At 33.8% G+C, this 24579-nt stretch carries 20 protein-coding genes and 6 tRNA genes; 7 read left to right on the top strand and 19 right to left on the bottom strand.

Annotated features, from left to right (window positions below):
- Positions 1-500: 500 nt before the first annotated feature.
- The 3 genes from E7419_05085 (at position 501) to E7419_05075 (ending at position 3188) form a co-directional block, all read left to right on the top strand.
- Positions 501-818 carry a hypothetical protein gene (locus E7419_05085; GenBank protein MBE7014561.1) on the top strand — a complete coding sequence of 106 codons (318 nt, stop codon included), beginning with the start codon at positions 501-503 and terminating at the stop codon, positions 816-818.
- 118 nt (positions 819-936) lie between these two features.
- Positions 937-1899 carry a viral replication protein gene (locus E7419_05080; GenBank protein MBE7014560.1) on the top strand — a complete coding sequence of 321 codons (963 nt, stop codon included), beginning with the start codon at positions 937-939 and terminating at the stop codon, positions 1897-1899.
- Positions 1875-3188 carry a DUF87 domain-containing protein gene (locus E7419_05075; protein ID MBE7014559.1) on the top strand — a complete coding sequence of 438 codons (1314 nt, stop codon included), beginning with the start codon at positions 1875-1877 and terminating at the stop codon, positions 3186-3188. The genes E7419_05080 and E7419_05075 overlap by 25 nt, the downstream gene beginning before the upstream one ends.
- A 266-nt stretch (positions 3189-3454) precedes the next feature.
- On the opposite strand, the gene E7419_05070 is transcribed toward E7419_05075, so the two are convergent.
- The 7 genes from E7419_05070 to E7419_05040 form a co-directional block, all read right to left on the bottom strand.
- A tRNA-Lys gene (locus E7419_05070) sits at positions 3455-3530 on the bottom strand.
- Positions 3531-3550: 20 nt separating this feature from the next.
- A tRNA-Gln gene (locus E7419_05065) sits at positions 3551-3626 on the bottom strand.
- Positions 3627-3675: 49 nt separating this feature from the next.
- Positions 3676-3752, bottom strand: a tRNA-His gene (locus E7419_05060).
- Positions 3753-3761: 9 nt separating this feature from the next.
- A tRNA-Arg gene (locus tag E7419_05055) sits at positions 3762-3838 on the bottom strand.
- A 6-nt stretch (positions 3839-3844) separates the two neighbouring features.
- Positions 3845-3918, bottom strand: a tRNA-Gly gene (locus tag E7419_05050).
- A gap of 370 nt (positions 3919-4288) precedes the next feature.
- Positions 4289-6115 (bottom strand): translational GTPase TypA, encoded by a 1827-nt coding sequence (typA, locus tag E7419_05045; GenBank protein MBE7014558.1) that lies wholly within the window; start codon positions 6113-6115, stop codon positions 4289-4291.
- A gap of 67 nt (positions 6116-6182) precedes the next feature.
- Complete coding sequence (locus E7419_05040) at positions 6183-8183, bottom strand: bifunctional 4-hydroxy-3-methylbut-2-enyl diphosphate reductase/30S ribosomal protein S1 (protein ID MBE7014557.1); 2001 nt, start codon at positions 8181-8183, stop codon at positions 6183-6185.
- A gap of 181 nt (positions 8184-8364) precedes the next feature.
- Between E7419_05040 and E7419_05035 the strand changes: the two genes are divergently transcribed.
- Positions 8365-8451, top strand: a tRNA-Leu gene (locus E7419_05035).
- A 127-nt stretch (positions 8452-8578) separates the two neighbouring features.
- Here E7419_05035 and E7419_05030 read toward each other — a convergent pair.
- From E7419_05030 to E7419_05010, 5 genes are all read right to left on the bottom strand, one after another.
- Entirely contained in the window at positions 8579-9691 is a 1113-nt protein-coding gene (locus E7419_05030; GenBank protein ID MBE7014556.1) for an AI-2E family transporter, read from the bottom strand.
- Entirely contained in the window at positions 9678-10445 is a 768-nt protein-coding gene (locus tag E7419_05025) for an RNA methyltransferase (protein ID MBE7014555.1), read from the bottom strand. Before E7419_05025 ends, E7419_05030 begins: the two co-directional genes overlap by 14 nt.
- 14 nt (positions 10446-10459) lie before the next feature.
- Positions 10460-11038, bottom strand: a complete 579-nt coding sequence (locus E7419_05020) for a hypothetical protein (GenBank protein MBE7014554.1) — start codon at positions 11036-11038, stop codon at positions 10460-10462.
- 546 nt (positions 11039-11584) lie between these two features.
- Positions 11585-12622: a mannonate dehydratase gene (gene uxuA / locus E7419_05015; protein ID MBE7014553.1), complete on the bottom strand. Its 1038-nt coding sequence runs from the start codon at positions 12620-12622 to the stop codon at positions 11585-11587.
- Between the two features lie 14 nt (positions 12623-12636).
- Positions 12637-13527, bottom strand: a complete 891-nt coding sequence (locus E7419_05010; protein ID MBE7014552.1) for a helix-turn-helix transcriptional regulator — start codon at positions 13525-13527, stop codon at positions 12637-12639.
- Between the two features lie 181 nt (positions 13528-13708).
- Between E7419_05010 and E7419_05005 the strand changes: the two genes are divergently transcribed.
- A complete protein-coding gene (locus tag E7419_05005) occupies positions 13709-14737 on the top strand; it encodes a sugar kinase (GenBank protein MBE7014551.1) in 1029 nt (342 codons plus the stop codon).
- A 46-nt stretch (positions 14738-14783) separates the two neighbouring features.
- Here the strand turns inward: E7419_05005 and E7419_05000 are convergent, their stop codons facing one another.
- The 6 genes from E7419_05000 to E7419_04975 all read right to left on the bottom strand — a co-directional run bounded on the left by E7419_05000 (position 14784) and on the right by E7419_04975 (position 20867).
- Positions 14784-15485, bottom strand: coding sequence for a hypothetical protein (locus tag E7419_05000; GenBank protein MBE7014550.1), 702 nt, complete (start codon positions 15483-15485; stop codon positions 14784-14786).
- A gap of 4 nt (positions 15486-15489) precedes the next feature.
- Entirely contained in the window at positions 15490-15819 is a 330-nt protein-coding gene (locus E7419_04995) for a PqqD family protein (GenBank protein ID MBE7014549.1), read from the bottom strand.
- A gap of 5 nt (positions 15820-15824) precedes the next feature.
- Complete coding sequence (locus E7419_04990; GenBank protein MBE7014548.1) at positions 15825-17726, bottom strand: oligopeptide transporter, OPT family; 1902 nt, start codon at positions 17724-17726, stop codon at positions 15825-15827.
- A 215-nt stretch (positions 17727-17941) separates the two neighbouring features.
- Positions 17942-18754 carry a carbohydrate ABC transporter permease gene (locus tag E7419_04985; GenBank protein MBE7014547.1) on the bottom strand — a complete coding sequence of 271 codons (813 nt, stop codon included), beginning with the start codon at positions 18752-18754 and terminating at the stop codon, positions 17942-17944.
- Between the two features lie 117 nt (positions 18755-18871).
- Positions 18872-19816 carry a sugar ABC transporter permease gene (locus tag E7419_04980; GenBank protein ID MBE7014546.1) on the bottom strand — a complete coding sequence of 315 codons (945 nt, stop codon included), beginning with the start codon at positions 19814-19816 and terminating at the stop codon, positions 18872-18874.
- 319 nt (positions 19817-20135) lie between these two features.
- Complete coding sequence (locus E7419_04975) at positions 20136-20867, bottom strand: creatininase family protein (GenBank protein MBE7014545.1); 732 nt, start codon at positions 20865-20867, stop codon at positions 20136-20138.
- Between the two features lie 455 nt (positions 20868-21322).
- On the opposite strand from E7419_04975, the gene E7419_04970 reads away from it, so the two are divergent.
- Both E7419_04970 and E7419_04965 read left to right on the top strand, forming a co-directional pair.
- The gene (locus E7419_04970) at positions 21323-22675 is read left to right on the top strand and encodes a citrate transporter (GenBank protein ID MBE7014544.1); all 1353 of its coding nucleotides are present in this window, start codon (positions 21323-21325) and stop codon (positions 22673-22675) included.
- Positions 22676-22688: 13 nt separating this feature from the next.
- On the top strand, positions 22689-23288 hold the full coding sequence (locus E7419_04965) for a cytidylate kinase-like family protein (GenBank protein MBE7014543.1): 600 nt from the start codon (positions 22689-22691) through the stop codon (positions 23286-23288).
- Positions 23289-23400: 112 nt separating this feature from the next.
- On the opposite strand, the gene E7419_04960 is transcribed toward E7419_04965, so the two are convergent.
- Positions 23401-24477, bottom strand: a complete 1077-nt coding sequence (locus tag E7419_04960) for a glycosyltransferase (GenBank protein ID MBE7014542.1) — start codon at positions 24475-24477, stop codon at positions 23401-23403.
- Positions 24478-24579: the final 102 nt, after the last annotated feature.

The following is a 24579-nucleotide window of genomic DNA, read 5'->3' as shown; positions in this document are numbered from 1 at the left end:
TTTTAAGTTCAATAAAGAAAGGGAAATCCAGACCTAAACTATGTACAATTGCTACCTTCTGTGTTTCTTTGAAACTTGGTGTGCTTGAATCCTTAAATTTGTTTGAACTTGCAGGATATAAACTATCTGAAAATTATGAAGTTGACAGAGCATATTTATATTTAATCCAGAATAATGAAAACGGAGATATTGAAGAGGGTAATGAATATTTGGAAAGTATAGGAGTAGAAAAACAACATTATTTAGGAGTTAAATCAAGAGAATAAAACCAGTTGCCGAGCGTGATTTTCATGCTCGGCAAAAATTTTTTAAATTTTTTGTCGTTTACTAAACGACATTTAAAACGTATTTAAGCCATTTTTAGAACACAACAAACTTCAAAACCCCTGAAAGCACTGGGTTTTTGGTGTCTTTTATCAAACTTTGAAATGTCATAAATTTGCTTGTATAATGTGCTCATAAGGTACCTTAAATTTTGATGAAAGGAGGACATTATACTTATGAAACTTCAAGATTTGATTATCGATCCCAGAAGTTTAGGAAGCAAGTTGTGGCTTGTTGATGTAGCACCAGTGTATGAGTACAAAGATAACAAACGTATAGAAAATATTACCGGTTACCGCTACACAGTTGCTATGCCTGAAAAAGCTCTTGAAAAAATCAACATCAAGATTGACGGCAGACAGCTTGTGGAAAAGCCAAACGGTTATGCGGAAGTTACATTTACAGGACTTGAGCTGTCACTGTATATGATGAACAATCAGCCTCAGGTTAAAGCAACTGCAACCGGTATATCATTGGTTAATAACAAGGCTTAATGGGAGGCGGCACGGCGGAGATTTTTCTTAAAAAAGATTTGCCGTGCCGCCTAATCCATAAGGGTTAGTATTACCCTTATGGATTAGATGTAGCATGTAGCAAGAAAGGAGGCTACATATGTCAAATTCACAATCACGCAAATGGACCTTGATAATAAACAATCCGCTTGAGTGTGAGTTTACACACGAGCGGATATGCGAAATATTGATGAAGTTTTTTCCTGACTATTTCTGCTTGGCAGATGAGATTGCAAAAACAGGAACTTTTCACACACATATTTTCATATACTCCCACTCTCCTATCAGATTTAATACAATCAAAAATCGCTTTCCCATTGCGCATATTGAAAAAGCAATGGGAAGTGCAAAGGATAACAGAGATTACATATTAAAATCAGGCAAATGGGAAAATGATGAAAAATCAGAAACAAGTGTTGAAGGTAGTTTTTATGAATATGGAACCTTGCCAAAAGAACGGGATGAAAACAATCCTAAAATGAGTAAGCTCATTGAAAATATCCGAGATGGAAAGCAGACAACTGAGATTATAGATGACGCACCAGAATTTGCATTCAGAATAAGAGATATTGATGCACTTCGTCAGGTTTTAAGTTCGGAAAAGTATTCATGCGAAAACAGAGATTTATATGTAACATATATTTTTGGTGCAAGCGGAACAGGAAAAACAAGAAGTATATATCAAAGGCACAATGCCAAAGACATTTGCAGAATAACAAATTACCGAGCAGGTAAAGGAATCAATTTTGATGGATATACAAATCAGGAGGTTTTGGTGTTTGAGGAATTTAATTCACAGATTCCCATTGAAGAAATGCTGAACTACCTTGATATCTATCATCTTAACCTGCCCGCAAGATATAACGACAGAACTGCGTGTTATCAGACAGTGTATATTACATCAAATATTCCTCTTTGGGAGCAATACAAGAATGTACAAAAAGACAGACCTGAAACCTGGAATGCATTTTTAAGAAGAATACACAAAGTTTTGGAATATAAAAAAGACGGAACGATTATTGAAGGGAGTGCTGACTTATGGACAATAACGAAAAATTCCTGATTCAAAGAAAAACAAGACTAAGATATCAGTGGTTACGATTTAAAACGGGATTATATGGCATACTTACCGATTGGCTTAAAGCTGCAGTTGCAGGATTATATATACTGCTCGTTATTTTGTTTTGGAATTTCAAAGAAAAATTCATATACATAAATGATGTAGATATATTTGGTGCAGCCAATAAGATAACAATTGAATTAGTATTCCCGTTTATATTTATAGGGCTATTTGTAGTCTTAATTGTTTTCCTTGGCACACCATTTGGAGCAAAGGAAATAAATGAAGGATTACTTAGAACGGGCCTTATAAATCACGCAGGTGAAACGCCTCTCCTAATCAGAAGAAGTTTTGATAAGGCAGCAAGTAAAACGTTGATGGAATTTGAATCCAATGGCATTCCTCTATGCGATTGGGAAAACAATAAAGAAAGCATTGAGGCAATTTTAAATGTATATATTGATGAAATTATGCAAGGTAAGAAAAGAAACAGGATTATATTAAAAACTGTTTCCGGCAATATTCAGATTCCATGGGCTGTATATTGGAATGATGAATTTTTAAGTCATAAAGATTTTGAAATAGTTTTAGGGAAAAGTTTGCTTGAAGATGTAAAAGTCGATCTTAACAAAATCCCCCATATTTTAATAGGCGGATCCACAGGATCAGGAAAAAGTTTTCTGCTTAAACACTTGCTTTTACAATGTATTAAAAAGGGTGCCGAGGTTCATATTGCAGACTTTAAAGGTGGCGTTGACTTTTGCAAAATATGGCGTGAAAAGTGCATATTTATTACGGACAAGAACAAGCTTTTAGAAGATTTGGATAGCTTGATATATGAACTGGAAAAAAGAAAGAAAATACTAAGTGACGCCTCGTATTCAAATATCAGCGAACTGAATAAAATGCAGTACGATTCTGATAAATTAAAACGCATTATATTTGCTTGCGATGAGATAGCAGAACTTTTGAATAAGACAGGACTATCTAAAGAAGATAAGGAGTTTATTTCACAAATTGAAAATAAGCTTGCCATTATTGCAAGACAGGGCAGAGCCTTTGGAATACATCTTATCCTTGCTACACAGAGGCCTGATGCAAATATTTTACCAGGACAAATTCGAAATAATATCGATTTCAGAGTATGTGGCAGAGCAGACACTGTATTATCACAAATTATACTTGATAACACAAAAGCAGCAGACGAAATTCCCAAGCACACACAAGGCAGATTTATTACTCATGACGGAAAGGTATTCCAAGGATACATGTATGATGAATCGACAATCTAACTGATATCTGTAGTCGGCGAAAGGAGCGCCGATATGGCAGAAAAGAAAATAAAAATACCACAATATGAAATTGAAGCTTTAGCTCGCTGTTTTCTTCCTGACATATTGGCGTTCTATGAATCCGAGAAAGGTCAGAAAGAATCAGACGAGTTGGAAGAAGCAAAGCAAAAAGAGGTAGCCGGATGACTACCTCTTAAATCTTTTTATAAAGAAAAAACAAATCCGAATGTTTCTCCTATAAGGAAAAAGTTCGGATTTGCTTTCTTTGGTGAGCCATCGGCGATTCGAACGCCGGACAACTTGATTAAAAGTCAAGTGCTCTACCGACTGAGCTAATGGCCCATATTGAGTTGTTAGAAAATTGGCTGGGATGGCTGGGCTCGAACCAGCGAAATGCAGGAGTCAAAGTCCTGTGCCTTACCACTTGGCTACATCCCAACATCTTCAGTTATTTTCCGTGGTCGAATTTATCATTTGTTTTTAAAAATGGGGTGGATAGTCGGCTTCGAACCGACGACCCCCAGGACCACAATCTGGTGCTCTAACCAACTGAGCTATACCCACCATATAAAGTGGCGCGCCTGAAGAGATTCGAACTCCTGGCCTACTGCTTAGAAGGCAGTTGCTCTATCCAACTGAGCTACAGGCGCACAATGTGGAGCGGGTGATGGGAATCGAACCCACGCAATCAGCTTGGAAGGCTGAGATTCTACCATTGAACTACACCCGCTTATGAGGCGCTCAATAAAATCGACTATATTATAATAACAACATTTCCCTATTTTGTCAAGAGTTTTTTTGAAATTTTTAAAAAAATTTTTACTTAACTATTATTAACCGATTTTTTATATATTATTCAGGTTAAAATTAGTTAGGAATTAGTTTCAAATGCGAAGTTCGAAATGCGAAATGATGGTACGCAAAAGATGCTATACAGCCTTTTGCGGTTGCTTGTTTCATTTAACATTAAATCTATTGGAATTATTTTAATTGTTGCGAATATAGAGATGCAATTGCCGTATGGCATAATTGCATTTCCTTCATTCCTAACTTCGCATTTCGAACTTCGCATTTGAAAGAAGCTTCGCATTTTAAGTTTACTAATTCTCTTTATTTAATCGATTTCTTGCCTTTGCCCTCAAATCACTATTTAATATTTTCTTTCTGAGTCTTATAGATTCAGGGGTAATTTCAACAAGTTCGTCATCTGCAATAAACTCTAAGCATTGCTCTAAACTTAAAACATCGTGAGGAGTCAGTCTTAAAGCGTCATCGGAGCCTGATGCACGGGTATTTGTAAGTTGCTTTTTCTTGCATACATTTAAGACTATATCTTCGCTTTTCGCATTTTCCCCTACAACCATACCTTCATATACTTTGACACCGGGACCGATAAAGAGCCTTCCTCGACCTTGTGCATTATAAAGACCATAGGTAATACTTTCCCCATCTTCCCAAGCAATAATAGAACCTCTTTGTCTGCCCTGTATTTCGCCTTTATGTTCCTCATATCCTATTAAAATTGAGTTCATAACTCCATTACCCTTAGTATCGGTTAAAAACTCATTACGATAGCCTATAAGGCCTCGTGACGGGATTTTAAATTCTATTCTTGTATAACCACTTGCATTAGCGTGCATATTTATCATTTCGCCTTTTCGGGAGCCTAATTTTTCAATAACACTTCCGACAAATTCTTCCGGCACATCAACAATAAGATGCTCAACAGGTTCACACAAAACGCCTTTTTTCTCTTTCATAATAATAACAGGTTTTGAAACCTGAAACTCAAAGCCTTCTCTTCTCATTGTTTCAATTAAAATAGAAAGATGAAGTTCCCCTCTACCTGAAACTTTGAAAGAATCAGCACTGTCAGTTTCCTCTACTCTTAAACTAACATTTGTTTCGGTTTCTTTAAATAATCTGTCTCTTAAATGACGGGAGGTGACATAAGTCCCCTCTCTTCCAGCAAAAGGACTGTTATTAACAATAAAGTTCATAGAAATAGTAGGCTCATCAACCTCTATTACAGGAAGTGGATCAATATTATTTAAAGAGCATAAAGTTTCTCCTATATTAAAATCTCCAAGCCCTGCAATACAAACAATTTCGCCTGCTGATGCAGATTCAGTTTCAGTCTTTTTAAGACCTGAATAAGTGTATATTCTTCCTGCCTTTGCGTTTTTAACCGTACCATCTTTTTTTACTATGGCTATTTGCTCGTTTACTTTAATTTTACCTCGTTTGATTTTACCTACTGCGATTTTACCCACATATTCATCATAGTCGATATTTGATACAAGCATCTGAAAATCTTCGTCACTCTTTCCTGAAGGTGCCGGAACATAATCAATTATAGTATCAAAAAGAGGTTTTAAATTGTCATTTTCTTTTTCATAATCAAAGGTAGCAAAGCCCTCTCTCGAAGACGCATAGATAACAGGGAATTCAAGCTGTTCATCAGTTGCGTCAAGGTCAATGAATAAATCAATTATCTCATCTATAACCTCGTTAGGTCTTGCATCTTTTTTATCAATTTTATTAACAACAACAATGGGTTTCAAATCAAGTTCGAGTGCTTTTTTTAACACAAAACGTGTCTGAGGCATTGCACCTTCAAAAGCATCAACTAAAAGAACTACACCCTCAACCATACCCAAAACACGTTCAACTTCGCCTCCGAAATCGGCATGGCCCGGAGTGTCAACTATATTAATTTTATAATCTTTATAAACAACAGATGTATTTTTAGAAAGAATGGTAATCCCTCTTTCTCTTTCTAAGTCATTAGAATCCATTACCCTGTCTTCCACCTGTTCGTTTACTCTGAATGTTCCGCTTTGCTTTAACATTTCGTCAACCAAAGTAGTTTTACCATGGTCAACATGCGCAATTATGGCAATATTTCTTAATTTTAAATCACTCATTTAAAATCCTCACTCTCAAAATTATCCTGTGTCATATAACACAGGATAACTTTAAAATCGTTTTTAATTATTCTTCAGTTGTTTCTTCAACTGTTTCTTCAACTGCTTCTTCAGTTGCTTCTTCAACTGTTTCTGCAGGTTCTTCTTTAAGAAGTGCTCTTATGCTAAGAGAAATCTTTTTAGCTTCCATATCGATTTCAATAATTTTTGCTTCAACTTCGTCTCCGACATTAAGAACGTCTGCAACCTTTTCAATTCTCTTATTGGAAATCTGAGAAATGTGAATAAGTCCGTCAACAAAAGGAATGATTTCAGCAAAAGCACCAAATGGAACAAGTCTTACGATTTTACATTTTATAACATCGTCAACCTTGAAATCTTTTTCGATTTTAACCCATGGATTGTCTTCTGCTTTTTTAAAGCCTAAAGAAATCTTTTTCTTTTCATTATCTATTTCTTTAACAAAAACTGTAATCTTATCGCCTAATGCTACAACTTCTGATGGGTGTTTAATTCTTCCCCATGACAATTCGGAAATATGAACTAAACCGTCAACTCCGCCTAAATCAACGAATGCGCCGAAGTTAGTAAGAGATTTAACTATACCTTCATATACTTTGCCTTCAGAAACTTCAGCCCAGAATGCTTCCTGTACTTTCTTTCTTTCTTCGTCAAGAACAGCTTTGATAGAGCCGATTGCTCTTCTTTTTCTTTCATCAAATTCAATGATTTTTAAAGATACTTCAGTATTAAGAAGTAAATTCTTGTCATCGCTCATTCTTTCAGTTGCAAGAGAATTAGGAACAAAAATTTTACAAGAGTTAACGCTGACGGTAACACCGCCTTTATTAACATCAATAACCTTACCTGTAAGGATTTCTTTAGATTCAAATGCAGCTCTTAAAATTTCAGAATTTTTGTGAGAGTCAACTTTCTTTTTAGAAAGTAAAACTGTTCCTTCCACATCATTCTTTTTAATAACCATTGCTTCTATTTCATCGCCCACTTTAAAATGTTCTTCAGGCTTAAATTGCGAATCATCTGATAAATTATCAAGTGAAATAACCCCTACTCCTTTATATCCGGGAATGTTGATATTAACTTCATTTGAAGACACTCTGTCAACAGTTCCTTTAATAATTTGACCACTATGTAGTGATGAATTTAAATAGTTTTCCAACATATCGGCAAAATTTTCTTCGCCCATTGGCATTATTTTTTCTTCTGACATAATATTCAGAACCTCCTTTATAATATACGCAGGCGTTGAAGCACCTGCAGTAATTGCAATTTTTTTATTTTTAAAAAGGCTTACGTCAAGCTGTTCCTTAGTTTCAATCATATACGTATCATCAAGCACTTCTTTGCACTTAAGATAAAGTTCATTAGAATTGGAACTGTTCTTACCGCCGACAACAATCATAACATCTGCTTCTTTTGCAAGAAGAACTGCTTCTGACTGCCTTTCGTATGTCGCATTACATATTGTATCAAAAACCTCTATAGTTTTACAAGTGTTTTTTAAAAATTTAACATAATTGTAAAATTTCTGTTTATTAATTGTAGTTTGTGCAACTACACATAAATTATCTTTATCTTTAAAAATATTTTCTAATTCTTCGTAATTTTCCTCATAAATAACTATTGCTTTTTCATCGCACCAACCGTTAATCCCAATGACTTCAGGATGATTTTTTTTGCCGACTAACACAATAGTTTTCCCTTTTTCGAAATTTTCTTTAACTATATTATGAATTTTCTTAACAAAGGGACAGGTTAAATCTACATATTCAATATTATTTTTATCAAAATAATCATAAACTTTTTTTGATACACCATGTGCACGGATAATAACAAGACTTCCTTTTTCAATCTCGTCAAGACTTTCTGCGACATTGACACCATTCTTTTTTAAGTCTTCTACAACTTGTTCATTATGAATAATAGGCCCGTAAGTCACAATTTTTTTATTATTTTTTTGTGCTAATTCATAAGTTTTTTCTACCGCTCTTTTTACGCCGAAACAGAACCCAGCCGTCTTTGCTAATTTAACACTCAAAAATAACACCGCCTTCTTGTCACACTAAATTATATAATACATAAAAATAAGCATTTTGTCAATAGTAATATTAGCAAATAATGAATATTTTCGACATTTTTTGCATAATTATAAATTCTATAAATTTCTAATTTTTACATTGTTTTTCTTGACTTAAGAAAAAAACTTTGATATAATAACTCTATATTGTGCCGGTGTGATGGAATTGGCAGACGTAGTGGACTCAAAATCCACCGGTGGCGACACCGTGCCGGTTCGAGTCCGGCCACCGGCACCAAAACAAAAAAATCCTGTCGTAAGATGGGATTTTTTTGTTTTGTATTCTTCATTATTCATTTTTCTGACAGGATTTTTTAATGAATAATTAATAATTGTATTTCGTTGTAACCAATGATATAATTTCATCAATTACTTTTCTCATCAACCTTCTTATTAACATATTCCCCGTAAACAGTATAAATTACTGCCATTAAAGGTACTCCTAAAAGTATTCCAAAAATACCGAACAGTCCGCCTCCTAAAGTTACTGCCAAAAGCACCCAGAATCCGCTTATTCCGATAGCACTTCCGACCACTCTCGGATAGATAATATTTCCTTCAAATTGCTGAAGAACAACTATAAATACAACAAACCATATTGCCATCATAGGATTTTCAAGAAGAATTAAAAGAGCACAGGGAATTGTTCCGACTATTGCTCCAATAACAGGAACAATGCTTGATATACCTATAATAACACTGATAAGAGGAGCATAAGGCATTTTAAATATACTCATTCCTATATAGCACAATATACCAAGAATAACCGCTTCGCTAAGTTGCCCTCCTACAAATGAACGGAATATTTTGTTTGCTCTTCTGAAAACATCAATAACACCTGTTGAAAAATTCTCTTTTGTATGAGCACGAAGAATCTTTTTTAAGATTCTTACAAGTTTTTCCTTAGATAAAAGCATATACACGGAAAATACAAAACCGATAAACACATCAAATACACTTGATGTTACAGTTTTTGTGACACTGAATATTTTAGGAAGTGCAGTATTTAAAAACTGAGTCGTATTTGTTATAATAAGATCAAAATTTTCAATTACCTTATTCCATAACTCCTCTGTTATTTTATGTTCCAAAGTAAGACCGTAAAAGAACTCACTCACAGAATTTACATAAGCAGGAATACTGCTTGTAAGAGTTTTAATACTTTCTTCAAGTCTTGGTGATATGAATTTTACGATTATAAACAGTATCAGAAAAAAAGTAAGGTAAGAAAGTATAACGCATACAGGTCTTCTTAGTTTTTTCCATTTTTCCTTTATATTTACAAATACTTTCTTTTCGTAAAATCTTAAAAACAGATTTATGATAAATGCTAAAATTCCACCTATAATAAGAGGCGCTATGACTTTAAAGAAAGAAGAAACATACCCTGAAAAAGTCGTCAGATTATTTACTATAAAATACAAAACTATAGCGTAGGATACAATAATTATTGGTTTTTTGATGTTATCCGTTTTCATATTTTTGCCTCCTTAATATTTCGTACATTACTACCGAGCCTGCCACCGATGCATTTAAAGATTCTATGCCGTCTTCCATAGGAATTATAATCTTTTTATCGCAACATTCTATTAAATCCCTATCCATTCCCGAAGCCTCGTTTCCTATTATAAAAGCAACATTTCCCTCAAAATTTTCTTTATATAAATTTACTGAATCGCTGTCAAGCAATGTTGCGCAAACTGAGAAACCTTTACTTTTTAAAAATGCAATATCTTCTTTTAAAGAGGAAGATAAATAAATATTAAGATTAAAAAGCGAACTCATAGAACTTCTTACAGTTTTTGAATTATAAAGATCTACACATTCAGAGTCTAAAATTACATTGTTAAACCCTGTTGCTTTCGCGGTCCTTAAAATTGCGCCTAAATTGCCCGGATCCTGAAGCCTGTTTAGTATAACTGTATTACAAGGTGTTATCTCCTCTATATTTTTTATATCAGTTTTAAAAATCGCCATAATTCCTTGCGGAGAAACTGTTTCGGAAAGTTTTTTAAAAATGGTTTCGGTAACCTCATAAGTTTTATATGGAAAATCTTTTTTATAAAAACTTTCGGATACTATTATGTATGAAGGTTCTCTGAATTTTATCGCATCGAAAACAAGCCTTTCTCCCTCGCAGATAAAAAGCCCTTCCTGTTTACGAAATTTCTTTATTTTAAGAGAATTTGTAAATTTTATTATTTTATTATTTACACTTTCTATTCTTTCCATAATAATTCTCTTTATTAACTCTTAAATATAATATCAGTTTCGTTTATATAGCCTGTAAGTTCTGAAAGCCATTTAGGCATAACATCGCAATCTATCTTAAAAACGTTACCGCTAAACGATGCAACTTTCATAAATCCGTTGTCATTATCATAAAACTCAGCTTCATCACAGTATGGTAATACTTTCATAAGTGCTTCAAAACGCTTTTCAAATCTGCGTACAACATCCTCTAAAGGAATACCGTGCCTTCCTTTCATAACACGATTTTGAATTCTTACAATGCTTTCTTCTGCAGTATTTAAACCTACATAAAACATTCGGATATAAAATCCAAGTTCTTTGGCACGCTTAATTCTTGCTTCAACTCCATATCCCGACAATGTACTTTCCTGAGTAAAAGATATTCCTTTTTCAAGGCAATCATCTATCATACCGAGTGCTGTTTTTGCTCCCTCTATTTTTCCTTTTTTGTTATCGTAGGTTATTTTATCAACATCGATAATAACACCTAAGTCAATACTTTCTTTCTTTACTCCTGTGAAACTGCTCTTGCCCACTCCATTTACGCCGGCAATAATTGTATATATTTTCATTTTATTTCACCCTCTTACGCAAACACTATATTTTGCTAATTTTATAGTACCACATATAAATTAAAATATCAATAAATTTATATAAAACTCCCTGAATAAATATCGGCTTTTAAAAGAGGACAGGAAAATTGTTCAGATTGAACGAAAGCAAGTTTTAATGAATAATGAATAATGAATGATGAATAATTGTGGTATAAATTCCTTGCGGAATTTATGAAATTAAAAAACGCAAAACACCGTATGGTATGTTTTGCGTCCTTAACGTTTGCCTTTTAAGGCAAACATATCACGTGCGTAAGCACATATCACATTTACGAAGTAAATATATCACGTTCCCGCAAGGGAACATATCACTGTTTGACCAAATGTCAAACCAGGAAAAATTATCCGTAGTTGTAAACAACCGAACTCTAAAAAGCCTGAAATTTTAGGCAGATTTTTCTAAAACAAATCACGGCTATATCTTTTTATATGCCGGATTTGTTTTAGGAAAAAGAAAAAGCAAGGCTTCCCTTGCTTTTTCGTTCTGTCAAAATTTCAGGCTTTTTAGAGTTCGGTTGCTTCCCAAAGACCATTTATATATGTCGCTCCTAATGCTCTGTCATAAAGTCCGTAACCCGGTCTTCCTGTTTCTCCCCAAATCATTCTGCCATGGTCAGGACGGATAAAACCGTCAAAACCGTTTGTTTTTAGAATTTTAACTATTTTTTTGATATCTAAGGAACCGTAAGCACCAAAATGTGCAGTTTCTTCGAAACTTCCGTCCTCATAGTTCTTAACGTTTCTTATGTGCATAAAGTGAATTCTTCCCTGTTTGGAATACTTATCAACAAGATGAGGGATATCGTTAAAGTTACAGCATCCCAAAGAACCTGTGCAGAATGTTAGACCATTATATTCATGGTCATATAATTTTAAGAAACGGTCTAAATTCTTTTCGCATGTAATAATACGAGGAAGTCCGAAAATAGGATACGGAGGATCATCAGGATGGATTGCCATTTTTACATCTGATTCTATTGCAACAGGCATAATCGCATCAAGGAAATATTTTAAATTATCAAACATATCCTCTTCGGTAACATTTTTATATTCATCAAAAAGATTTTTAAGGTCTTCTTTTTTATAACTTGAATCCCAGCCCGGCAATGCTAATTCCCCTGTTAGCGGATCCATTTTTTCTAACTGGTCTTTATAATAAACAAGTGCATTTGAACCGTCAAACAACTCTTTATCAAGTTGCGTTCTTGTCCAGTCAAAAACAGGCATAAAATTATAGCAGATACATTTTATCCCTGCTTTTCCAAGCCTTCTTATATTTTCTTTGTAATTTTCAATGTACCTGTCTCTTGTAGGTTTGCCAAGTTTAACATCTTCATGTACGGGAACACTTTCGATTACATCAAATTTAAGACCTGCATCTTCAACAGTTTTCTTAAGTTCCAAAATTCTTTCTTCCGGCCATACTTCCCCAACCGGCACATCGTAAACTGCAGTTACGATAGATTCCATATTAGGTATCTGCCTGATGTACTCTATTTTAACAGGGTCATCATAGCCATACCAGCGAAATGACATTTTCATGGTTTTTACTCCTTTTATTCTTTTCTTTTTATATATTGTTTAGGCGGAACGCCTACAATATTTTTAAATGTTCTTATAAAATGTGAGTAATCGTTAAAACCGCATTTTTCACAGGTATCTTTAACGTCAAACCCATCATTTAAAAACTTTTTTGCCTCTGCAATTCTTCTTAAAGTTATGTAGTTTACAACAGTTGTGCCTGTATGCTTTTTAAAAATTCTGCAAAGGTGGTTTTTTGATATAAAATGCTTCTTTGAAAGTTCGTCAAGATTTATATTGGAAAATAAATTGTCATTTATATAAGAAACAACTGATTCAACAACTGCGTTGCTTGTATAAGAAGACTCAGTATCTCCTCCTTTTGAACTTAATAAATACCTGTTTATAAGAACAACTGCTTTTATAGCATTTAGGTTTGATATTATATCGTCACCAAGTTCATCACTCTTTTTAAAGGAATTAAATATATCAATAAGTTCCATCGCCTGCTCATTGGTAAGAGAAACCTGCCTTTTAAAATTAATACGGTCATAAAAACACGCAGAAAGATCAGTCGAAGATGTGGAATTTAACAGAAGAAATCTCGGATGCAGTTTGAAAACATATCTTTCACAAAAAGCACCCTGTTTTTCCAAAAGTTTATGAATTTCAAACTGGTTAACAACAAGCATATCATTTCTGTTAGCAGAAAACATGGAATCTCCGATAAGAAATTCCTGAGAGTTGCTAAGACACAAAAAAACCTCGCAACAATCGTGAATATGCATATTTTTAACTTGCTCTTCCTTATTCGAATAAAAGACAGCAAAAGTTTTGGAATTGACACATTCATCCGTTCCGTCCTGCATAAGTTTATCAAAATATTTAGGCATACTGCTGTCTCCTTTCGCTTTTTTTACATTCATTTTATCACAGGGTCTTTAAAATTTCAATAATGCAATTTTCATAATCAAAATATGCAATATTTTTGTATAAAAATAGCAAGACTTTGCGTAAATAATATTGTATAATTATGTCAAAGGATGAGATGTAAAAAAACTCAGACCATCAAAATAAAAACGAATTATAAAGAAAAGGTGATTTAAAATGAAAAAAGTTGTTACTTTTGGCGAAATCATGTTAAGACTTAAAAGTCCGGGTATGGAAAGATTTTTCCAGTCTCCAAGTTTAGAAGCGACTTTCGGAGGGGGAGAAGCAAACGTTTGCGTATCTTTGGCTAACTACGGTATGGAAACAGGATTTATTACTGCTTTACCTAAAAATGATATTGCAAATGCATGTATAAGAGAATTAAGAGGTTTTGGCGTTGATACATCTTCTATCGTATTCAATGACGGAAGAGTTGGTATTTATTTCTTAGAATCAGGCGCTAACCAAAGACCTTCAAAAGTTATCTACGACAGAGCAAATTCTTCAATCGCTATCGCAAAAGAAGATGAAATTGACTTTGTTAAAGCATTCCAGGGTGCTACATGGTTCCACATTACAGGTATTACACCTGCTATTTCAGAATCAGCATCGGTTCTTGCACTTAAATCAGTTAAAACCGCTAAAGAACTTGGCATCACAGTTTCTTGTGACTTAAACTACCGTAAAAACTTATGGAAATACGGAAAAGAAGCAAAAGAAGTTATGAGAGAACTTACAAAATATGTTGATGTTATTATTGCCAACGAAGAAGACTGCCAGAAATCACTTGGAATTGAAAACAATTCTCATGTTGAAGGCGGCGTTTTAGATACTAAAAAATATGAAGAATTAGCAAAAGAAGTTTTAAGACAGTTCCCTGATACAAAGAAAATTGCTATTACTTTAAGAGAATCAAAATCTGCTACACATAACGACTGGTCAGCATGTATCTACAACGGAAAAGAATTCTATGTTTCTAAAAAATATGAAATTAAGAATATTATTGACCGTGTAGGCGGCGGTGACAGTTTTGCAGCTGGTCTTATCTATGGTTTAAATAACTACGAAAAAGATTCAGATGCTTTAGAATTTGCAGTTGCTGCAAGTTGCTTAAAACACTCAATTTTAGGTGACTACAACAGAGTATCAGTTTCCGAAGTTACATCTTTAATGGGTGGCGACGGTTCAGGAAGAGTTCAAAGATAATATAAATATTGCCCGATGTCAAAAAAGACATCGGGCAATTTTATTGCTACGCAGTTATATTGTCATTGCAGGCAGTTTTATTTTTTGATTTTTCTTTTATCTTCATATTCAAAAGCCCCAAAACTGATACTGAAAGTGCGCCTATTGCATCAATTATAATATCGTGCATTGTATCTTTAAGGGCATTGTTTCCAATTAAAAGAGTTCCGTCTTCCAGTCTGAATTTCTGCATATTAAGTCCAAATAAACTGTCCCCCATAAATTCATATATTTCCCAGATTGCTCCTACTGCCATTGCAAAGCAAAAGGCAAAAAGACAGATAAAATAAGGATTAAGTTCCACTCTTACCCGTTCTGAATCGTTAAGTATTGCAACCAAAGTAAAACCAAATGCTCCAAGCATCGCACCGCTGAAACAATGAAGAATATCATCCCAATGAGGAATGAGATAATAAAACTGACGCACTTCGCCTAAATATATCGCACAGTATAAAAACACAAAATATGCAATTGACATAGAGTTTGGAAGTTCAAACGAAAATCTCTTCTCAAGTACGCTCGGAAGTCCTATAACGACTGTTCCCAAACAGCACTGAATAAGCATCAGTATGTAATCACTTCTTATATGTACACCTTCACTCGTAGTTTGAGAAGATGTTGTAACAATCTTATAAACTGAATATATGATTGACAACAATAGAATTAAATAAACAATAATTCCTATTCTCTTTCTCCAATTTGTTTTCACATTTTCACATCCATTCAATAAAAGAATAACTGTCCATAATCTGAAAAAATTTAGCAAGGCGTTCATAAACCGGTTGTGCCTTATCGCCAAACTTTTCTTCGACTAATTTACCAATTTCCCCTATATCCCTTATACCATCTGAACATAAAATTGCAAAACTCCCAAGTTCATCAAGATGAATATAACTTTTTTTTGGTTTGTTAAACAGTTTTTGGAAAATCTTATTAACAAATCCTTTATTTTCTATTTCCAAAGTAACTATATCGTCTTTTATTGTAAAGCCGATGTGTGAATTTAACATCGGCTTTTTATCAAGATAATTTTCTTTTTTCATATTTCTTATTTTCTTTTCTTAAAGAGTGAGAATTTAAGCAGACTTAAAATAATGAGTCCGAAAACAACAAGACTTAATACGGTTGATGCCCATGAAGGCAACGAAAGAAGTCCTGAAATATTTATAAGTCCGTCAATTCCTGCCACTGCTAAAAGTGCAAGTATAATTCCGACAATACCTTCCCCTGCTATCATACCCGAACAGAACAGGATACCATCGTTTACAATTTCTTTTTTAACCTTTTCTTCTTTTTTCATCTTATCAAAGAATAATCTTACAAGGCCACCAACCATAATACAAGCATTAAGCTGAACAGGAAGGTAAATACCAATAGCAAAAGGAAGAACAGGAATGCCAAGCATTTCTATAACTATTGAGATAAATACTCCTATAAATACCAGTGTCCATGGAAGGTCTGCATTCATAACACCTTCGATAATCATTTTCATTAAAGTAGCCTGAGGTGCGGCAAGTTCTTCTGAGCCAAATCCCCATGCAGCATCAAGAAGATATAATGTTCCGCCTATTGCAAGAGCCGAAGCAACAACACCGATTATTTCACCTATTTGCTGTTTCTTAGGTGTTGCACCAAGTAAGAAACCTGTTTTTAAATCCTGAGATGTATCCCCTGAAATTGCGGCAACAATACAGATAATTGAGCCAATAGCAATTGCAGCCTGCATACCATGCGCACCAACATCGCCTGTAACTTTTAAAATAAGTGTTGATATTAAAAGTGTGGCAATTGCCATTCCTGAAACAGGGTTGTTACTGCTTCCGACAAGCCCAACCATTCTTGAAGAAACTGTTGCAAAGAAAAATCCGAACACGACAACAATTATCGCACCTACAATTGATACAGGGATTGCAGGAACAAGCCATACAAGAAGAGTTAACAGAACAATAACAGTTATAACAATTTTCATGCTTAAATCCTGTTCAGTTCTTAATGTTCCGGCGCTGCTTCCCTGTGCCATACCTTTCATAGCGCCTTTAAAAGTAGAAATAATAAGAGGTAAAGATTTAATTAAACTTATAATACCTCCGCATGCAAGCGCTCCTGCGCCGATATAACGGATATATGAAGACCATATAGCACTCGCTCCGCCATCTGCAAACATTTCTCCGATTGATACCGTGCCAGGATATAAAACTATATTTTCACCAAACAATACGATTAACGGAATAATAACAAGCCAGCTTAATACACCGCCCGAGAACATATAAGAAGAAATACGAGGTCCGCAAATATAACCTACACTCATAACAGCAGGGTAAACTTGAGTTCCTATTTCTCCTGCAAATCCTTTTACTCTTAGCGATATTTCTCCCGGAACTGCTTTAAGTCCGTCAATTATAAACTTAAATATTGCAGCAAATCCCATACCTGCAAAAACTGTTGTAGCATTTGCACCGCCTTCTTCACCTGCAAGTAAAACTTCTGCACAGGCTGTACCTTCAGGATAAGGAAGAATATTGTGTTCTTTAACTATAAGCGCATTTCTTAATGGCACCATGAAAAATACCCCTAAAAGACCGCCAATCAGGGCAATAAGAGTTATTTCTACAATACCGGGCTTATCCATAACACCTTCTGCTGCCCATAAAAATAAAGCAGGCAAAGTAAATATAGCACCTGCGGCAACTGATTCGCCGGCAGAACCTATAGTCTGAACAACATTGCTTTCCAATATGGAATTCTTACGCATTATAACGCGTATAACTCCCATAGCAATTACGGCAGCAGGAATTGAAGCTGAAACTGTCATCCCAACTCTTAGTCCAAGATAAGCATTTGCAGCACCAAAAACAACTGCCAGTAAAATTCCCATTATGATAGAAGTAACCGTAATTTCAGGCGTTACTCTGTCAGCAGGAATATAAGGTTTAAATTCTTTATTCTGCATAAAATAATCCTCTCTCTTTTTTAGTATTATGTTATCTTAGAATATTATACTTTAAATATCTTTAATTTTCAAGTAAAACAGTTAAAAATAAAATCAAAATCTAAAAATTTATCATTATTAATTACTCTTAATACAGTAAGAGTTTCATAGACTTTTTTTGCCTCAATCCACAAAAAAAAAGACCCGGCTAATGCCGGGTCTTTAAAAACTTTGTTTTACCCTTTTACTGCACCTAATGTTAAACCTTTTACAAAGTATTTTTGTATGAAAGGATAAATTAGTAAGAATGGTAATACTGATACGAAAATTGTCGCATTCTTAAGTGCTTCAGGTGTAAATCTGCTTTCTTCAAGGTCGTTTGCGTTCTGACCTGTCATATTAATTAACATATCTCTTAAAATAACCTGTAGAGGATATTTTTCAGCAGTTGTTAAGTAAATTGATGGTAGTAAGAAACTGTTCCACTGACCTCTTATGTAAAATAGTGAAATAGATGCGATAGCAGGTTTTGCAAGAGGAACAAAGATTGATGTTAAAATCTTAAATTCACTTGCACCGTCAACAACCGCTGCTTCATATACTTCATTTGGTATTGTTTCAAAGAAACTTCTCATAACGATAAGGTCATAAGTTGCTATTAAAGAAGGAAGAACAAGTGACCACATTGAGTCTAAAAGTCCAAGTTCTTTAACAAGCAAGAACGAAGGAATCATACCACCTGAGAAGAACATTGTAATTGTTACCATAATCATAAGAGGTTTTCTGAATACAAAGTTTCTTCTTGATAAAGGATAAGCAAAAATAACCGTCATAACAACACTGCAGAATGTACCAACACCTGTATAAATAAGTGTGTTAAGATATGCTCTTGGAATTTTTGGTGTATCAAGAATTTCAAAGTATGCATCAAAGTTAAATCCAACAGGCCAGAATGTAACTGCGCCCTGGTTGATTGCTGCGGTAGAACTTAGTGAAACACAAAGTACATACCAAACAGGATAAAGTGTTATAAATATAAGAACAAGCATTATAAATGCATTTAAATAATCAAAAAGAGTCCATCTGTCAAGTCTGTTCTTTTTGTTATGGAATTCTTTTTCTTCTGCATTCTTTTTAGTAAATAAGCTCACTGTTTCTACCTCCTATTACCATAAACTTGTTTCATTAATCTTCTTACTAAGTGTATTAGAACAAATAACGAAGAATAACGCAACTATTGATTCAAATAAACTTACTGCAGTAGAGTAACTGTAGTTAGTTTCCAAAATACCTTTTCTGTAAACGAATGTTCCAAAGATATCGGCAACTTCGTAGGTAGCAGCATTGTACAGTAACAATACCTGTTCATAACCTACTCTTATAATGTTACCTGAACTCATAATGAACATAAGAACAACTGTTGGTAAAATAGCAGGTATTGAAACGTGCCAGATTTGTTTTAATCTTGAGCAACCATCAATTCTGGCAGCTTCATAAAGTGATGGGTCAACACCGCCAAGAGCAGCAATATAAATAACTGCACCACTACCGAAACCATGCCATATATGTATAAGAATATATACAGTTCTGAACCATTCAGGTTTAATCATAAAGTAAACCGCTTCTCCGCCTAAGGCAACGATAAGTTTGTTTATAATACCTGAACTTGGAGATAACATATCAATTGCCATCGAACAAACAACAACCATTGATAAAAGCGAAGGCAGATATGTAATAGTCTGTGTCAGTTTCTTAAATTTAATATTCTTTACTTCATTTAAGAAAAGAGCAAATATAATCGGTACAGGGAATGAGAATAAAAGTATATATGAACCGAGCGTAAATGTATTTCTAAGAAGCGGCCAGAAGTCCCCTGAAGTGAAGAACATCTGGAAGTTATAGTACCATGGATCTTCCCATGGGCTTCCGAAGATACCTAAAAATATACCATAGTCTTTAAAAGCAATTGTCACCCCGTACATCGGTCCGTATCTGAATATGATGTAAAAAATTAAACCGGGAAGTGCCAACAGTATAAGCTGCCAGTCATCAAGAACTCTTCTAGCAAAAGATTTCTTATTCATGACAACTGTTGTAGAAGTTTTTACCATTTTTTTGTCCCCCTTATTTTAGTCGACTGAAAAATCGTCATATTTGATGTTATCATTATAGTTGAAAACATTCCACTTGTAAACAAAATATTTTCACAGCCATCAAAAAAAATCTTCATTTTATAAAATAACCGTCCTAAACCCCTTTGCTTATGGTTTTTTTGGAGTTGTGGATTTTTTTAAGTTTGTAGATTTTTTTTATAATTTTTTGTAAAATTTCAGCCACTTTTAATAATTTCTACTTTTAATATATCACAATATACCAAAAATGTCAAATACATTATTCAAAATACAATTTATATGGAATAAAGTAAATAGATTACCATGCTTTATCGTCCATAGTGTTAAATACTTTATCCATATATTCGATACTTTTTTCAACAAGTATTTTTGTAATTCTTTCGCCTTTTTCTTTACTGCCAAGTGATGGTTTGCCCCATACTCCCGTATCACTTAATTTAACAAGCGATACATAATTTAAAAAATCTCTCGGATAAGGCGGAATAAAATCCGCTTCTTTGATTTTGTCTTTTTTAACACTATCTTCCTTTAAATAAAGCATAAGAGATGTTTCATATTCACATGCATGGAGGTTGTCGGAACACTCTAAAACTTCAAGCATTTCTTTTGTTCCGAAAAACTGAAGAAAATCTATTTTTGCAACCTTAAGCCCGTCATACATAGCGTTAAGTTCCCTGATAGCAGGCGTTGCAACAAATATTCCTCCATGACCGAGTACAACTGCAACTTTTGTAAATCCCTGATCTTTTAAACAGAGAACTATATCCTGAATAACTTTATAAAAAGTATCGGGTTTCATCCACACACTGCCTTTTTTACCTTTATGCTCATAGCAGGTGCTTATCGGCAAAGTCGGAAGAAGGTATGCTCCTGTTTTTTTTGCAATAAGTTTTGATATTTCAGTTGCAACAGTATAGTCTGTGCACATAGGCAGATGAGGTCCGTGCTGTTCCGTTGAGCCTATAGGCAAAATGGCAAGGTCGGAAGATTCATTTACTATATCGTCTGCCGTTTTTGTAAAATCAAGCATTAGAAAAACTCCTTTATATTTTATTTATCCTTTATTATAAATCATTTTTTCTATTCTTACAATAATTTCTTACAATTTTCACAACAAAATGTGTAAAAATATAACATTTTTCTCTGATTTGAAAATTGACTTTACATTTACAAAGTGATATAATAAACTGAGCAATGGGCGCTCGGGAGTCGAACACCTTATGGTTTAAAATTATAAATTTCGCTTAATCCTGTAGAAATTCCTGCGAATATACGTAAGTATTATCCTTGAAATTTCTTTGACTTAAACAAAATTTCTCAATTTTAAACTCTTCGACCTTAAACGCAGGGAAATTTCTAAGATTTTTAATGCGAAGGACGATGTCAGGCTAACGCCTTACGAGGGCGCCAAGTTAAAAAGGTTAAAATTTAACAAGTTTAAGGCATAAGGGGTTTTGGCTCCCGAGTGCCCAAGGGGGATTTAAAATGGAAATTGCACAAATTATTGCAGTATTAATTTTTATTGTTATGTTCCTTGCCATTGTAAGTGATAAGATTGAAAGGCATATTGTTACACTTGTATGCGGCTTACTTATGCTTGTTCTGGTTTTTGGAATATGTATGAAAAGTTTTCCTGCAATATGGGACACTCTTAATTTAAAAAGTTTCTTTACTGCTCATTTCTGGTATGCAAACGGCGAAAGTGCCGGAGTATCAGCAGGGATTAACTGGGAAACAATTGTATTTATTGCCGGTATGATGGTTATGGTAGAAGGAATGGGCGAATCAGGATTTTTCCGTTGGCTGTGCTTAGGTCTTGCCAAAATTGTTAAATACAAAACTTTACCTTTATTTATAACCTTTATGGTAATGTCAACCATACTTGCAATGTTTATTGACAGTATTACAGTTATTTTATTCTTAGCATCTGCTACTTTAGAACTTGCCAAGATACTGAAATTTAAACCTGCTCCTCTTATTATCGCAGAAATATTCTGTGCAAATCTTGGAGGAAGCGCTACAATGTGCGGGGATCCTCCGAATATAATAATCGGAACATCTTTGGGTTACAGTTTCTTTGATTTTATAACCAACACAGGTCTTATAGTTTTAATATGCGTACCTTTTATTATTTTGTACTTTTGCCTTATATTCAGAAAATATATGAAAACATCATCTTCTGACAGCAGTAATGCAAGTCTTAATGCAAAGGATGCAATAAAAAACAAAAAAGATTTCATAATCAGTGTAATTATTTTCTTAACAGCAGTTGTGATGCTTGTAACTCACTCTATGACAGGACTTACAGTTTCAACAATCGGAGTTTTTGTAACAATCGCTACCCTTATCTTTGCAGGTAAGAAAACAATGATTATTCTTAAAAAAGTTGATTATAAAACTTTGCTTTTCTTCATAGGATTATTTATAGTTGTAGGTGGTTTAGAGCAGACTCATGTTCTTGAACTTATAGCAGAATATATTAAAATATTAAGCGGAAACAGCAAATACCTGCTTATTATAATTATTATATGGCTTTCAGGACTTGCAAGTGCATTTGTAGATAACATACCATTTGCAGCAACAATGATTCCTGTTATACGTACACTTTCACTTTCATCAGGAGTTTCACTTGATACACTTGCATGGTCGCTTTCAATGGGTACGGATATCGGAGGATGTGCAACACCAATCGGCGCATCTGCAAACGTTGTCGGAATTTCTGCCGCGGCACAGGAAGGTCATTTTATAGGTTGGGGTAAATTCTGCAAATATTCAGTACCTGCCACAGTAATTGTACTTTTAATATCAACAGTATTTATTTGTGTAAGATATATATAAAGGAGTTTAATTTATGGATAAACAACTTATTATTTCAATAGGCAGAGAATTTGGCAGCGCCGGTCACGCTATTGCGGAGGAACTTTCTAAAAGATTTGATATTCCGCTTTTTGACCACAACTTACTTGACAGTATGGCAGAAGAATTCGGAATTGATGAACACGAATTTCACAAGTTTGACGAAAGACCAAAGTTTTCTTTATTTACAAGAAAAATTAACGGCCACTCAACATCAATGCAGGAACACCTTGTAAATATGCAATTTAAATTTTTGCAAAAAAAAGCAGATAACGGAGAATCTTTTGTTATAGTAGGAAGATGCGCAGAACATCATCTTTCGCATAATAAAAACATGGTAACTATTTTCATTTTGGGAAATAAAGAAGAAAAAGTCAAAAGAATTATGGAAATATATAACTTGAACGAAAAAGAAGCCGAAGCATTAAGAAAGAGAAAAGACTTTGCAAGAAAAACCTATCATAACAACCACTGCAAAGGTAAATGGGGAGATTCAAGAAACTATCATATTTCTATCAATTCAAGTATTCTCGGACTTGAAAAAACCATTGACTTTTTAGAAAGTTACATAAAAGAAAGATCTGAACTTAATTAAAAGGATTGTTCGTTTTAAACTTAAATGGACGCAAAAGGGTCTGTCCCTTTTGCGTCCATTTTAATTCATTAACAAAATCTACAAATGTATTCATTGCAAGTTATTATTTCCTTTAAATATACATATTAAAAGTTTTATCAAGCATTTTGTCGTAATTAAATCTTCCCTCTATTGCTTTTATTGCATTCTCAGACATTCTTTCATACATATCTTTATCATTCATTAAAGTATTTATAGCGTTTGCCATTTGCTCATTGTCAGGATAATCAACAATTATTCCGCAGTCGGTATCAGGATTTACTATATCTGAATTTCCTCCTACATTTGTTGCAACAAGAGGCAACTTTTTGGATAACGCTTCAAGCATTGCAAAAGATAATGCCTCCAGGCAACTTGCAGAGTTAACAAAAAGGTCACAACCTGATAAGATATTATCGGTATCTTTTCTGAATCCTAACTGTAAAATAGTATCCGAAAGCCCCTCGTTTTTAATTTTTTCAGTTATTTCGTCCCACAGTTCCCCGTCGCCCACAATTAAAACTTTAAAGGGAACTGTTGCAATTTCTTTTAATTTTTTTATTGAATCAACTAAAAACGGAAGTCCTTTTGCAAAATGATATCTTGCAAGTGTAACTATTAAAAACTCGTCTTTAAGACCAAGTTCTTCTCTTATAGTAGAATTAGTTTCTTCCTTATCAATAGTCATCGCATTAAAAATAACTTCAATTTTTTCTTTCTTAACTCCGTTTCCTATAAGAAGTTCTTTACCATGATTACATACTGAAATTATTTTATGATTAAAAGGAGTCATAAATTTATTTGTTATTTTCCATAAAAAGTTAGTTTTTATAGTTAAGTGTGAGGTGAAAACAACCTTTGTTTTTTTATAGAATAATTTTGATAAAAGAGCAATGTAATTTTCTCTCGGATACTGAGCATGGACAACGTCGATCTCATTTTCCTTTAAATACTTTGCAAGTTTTTTTGCTGCTTTAATATCAAAAGGGTGCTTCATTTCAAACTGAAAACAAGGCACATTTTCCTCTTTCATTTGTGAAAGCAAAAGCCCCTCTTCATTGTAAGCAAAAAAACATTCACACTTTTTATCCTTATATGCTTTAACTAAATTATACACATATTTTTCAGTTCCTGCTTTTCCTGCATGATTTATAAGATATAAAACTTTCATTTTATTCTTCCTTTCTTTTGTTTTCCATATTTTTATTTTAACAAAATATTAAATATTTTTCAAGTAGTATTCACAAACCTTGATTTTTATGTTATAATATTT

The sequence above is a fragment of the Oscillospiraceae bacterium genome, from assembly GCA_015068525.1.
GTDB lineage: Bacteria > Bacillota > Clostridia > UMGS1840 > HGM11507 > SIG450.
Note: the sequence above shows the minus strand (reverse complement) of the source record. Positions and strands in the feature narration are given on the sequence as shown.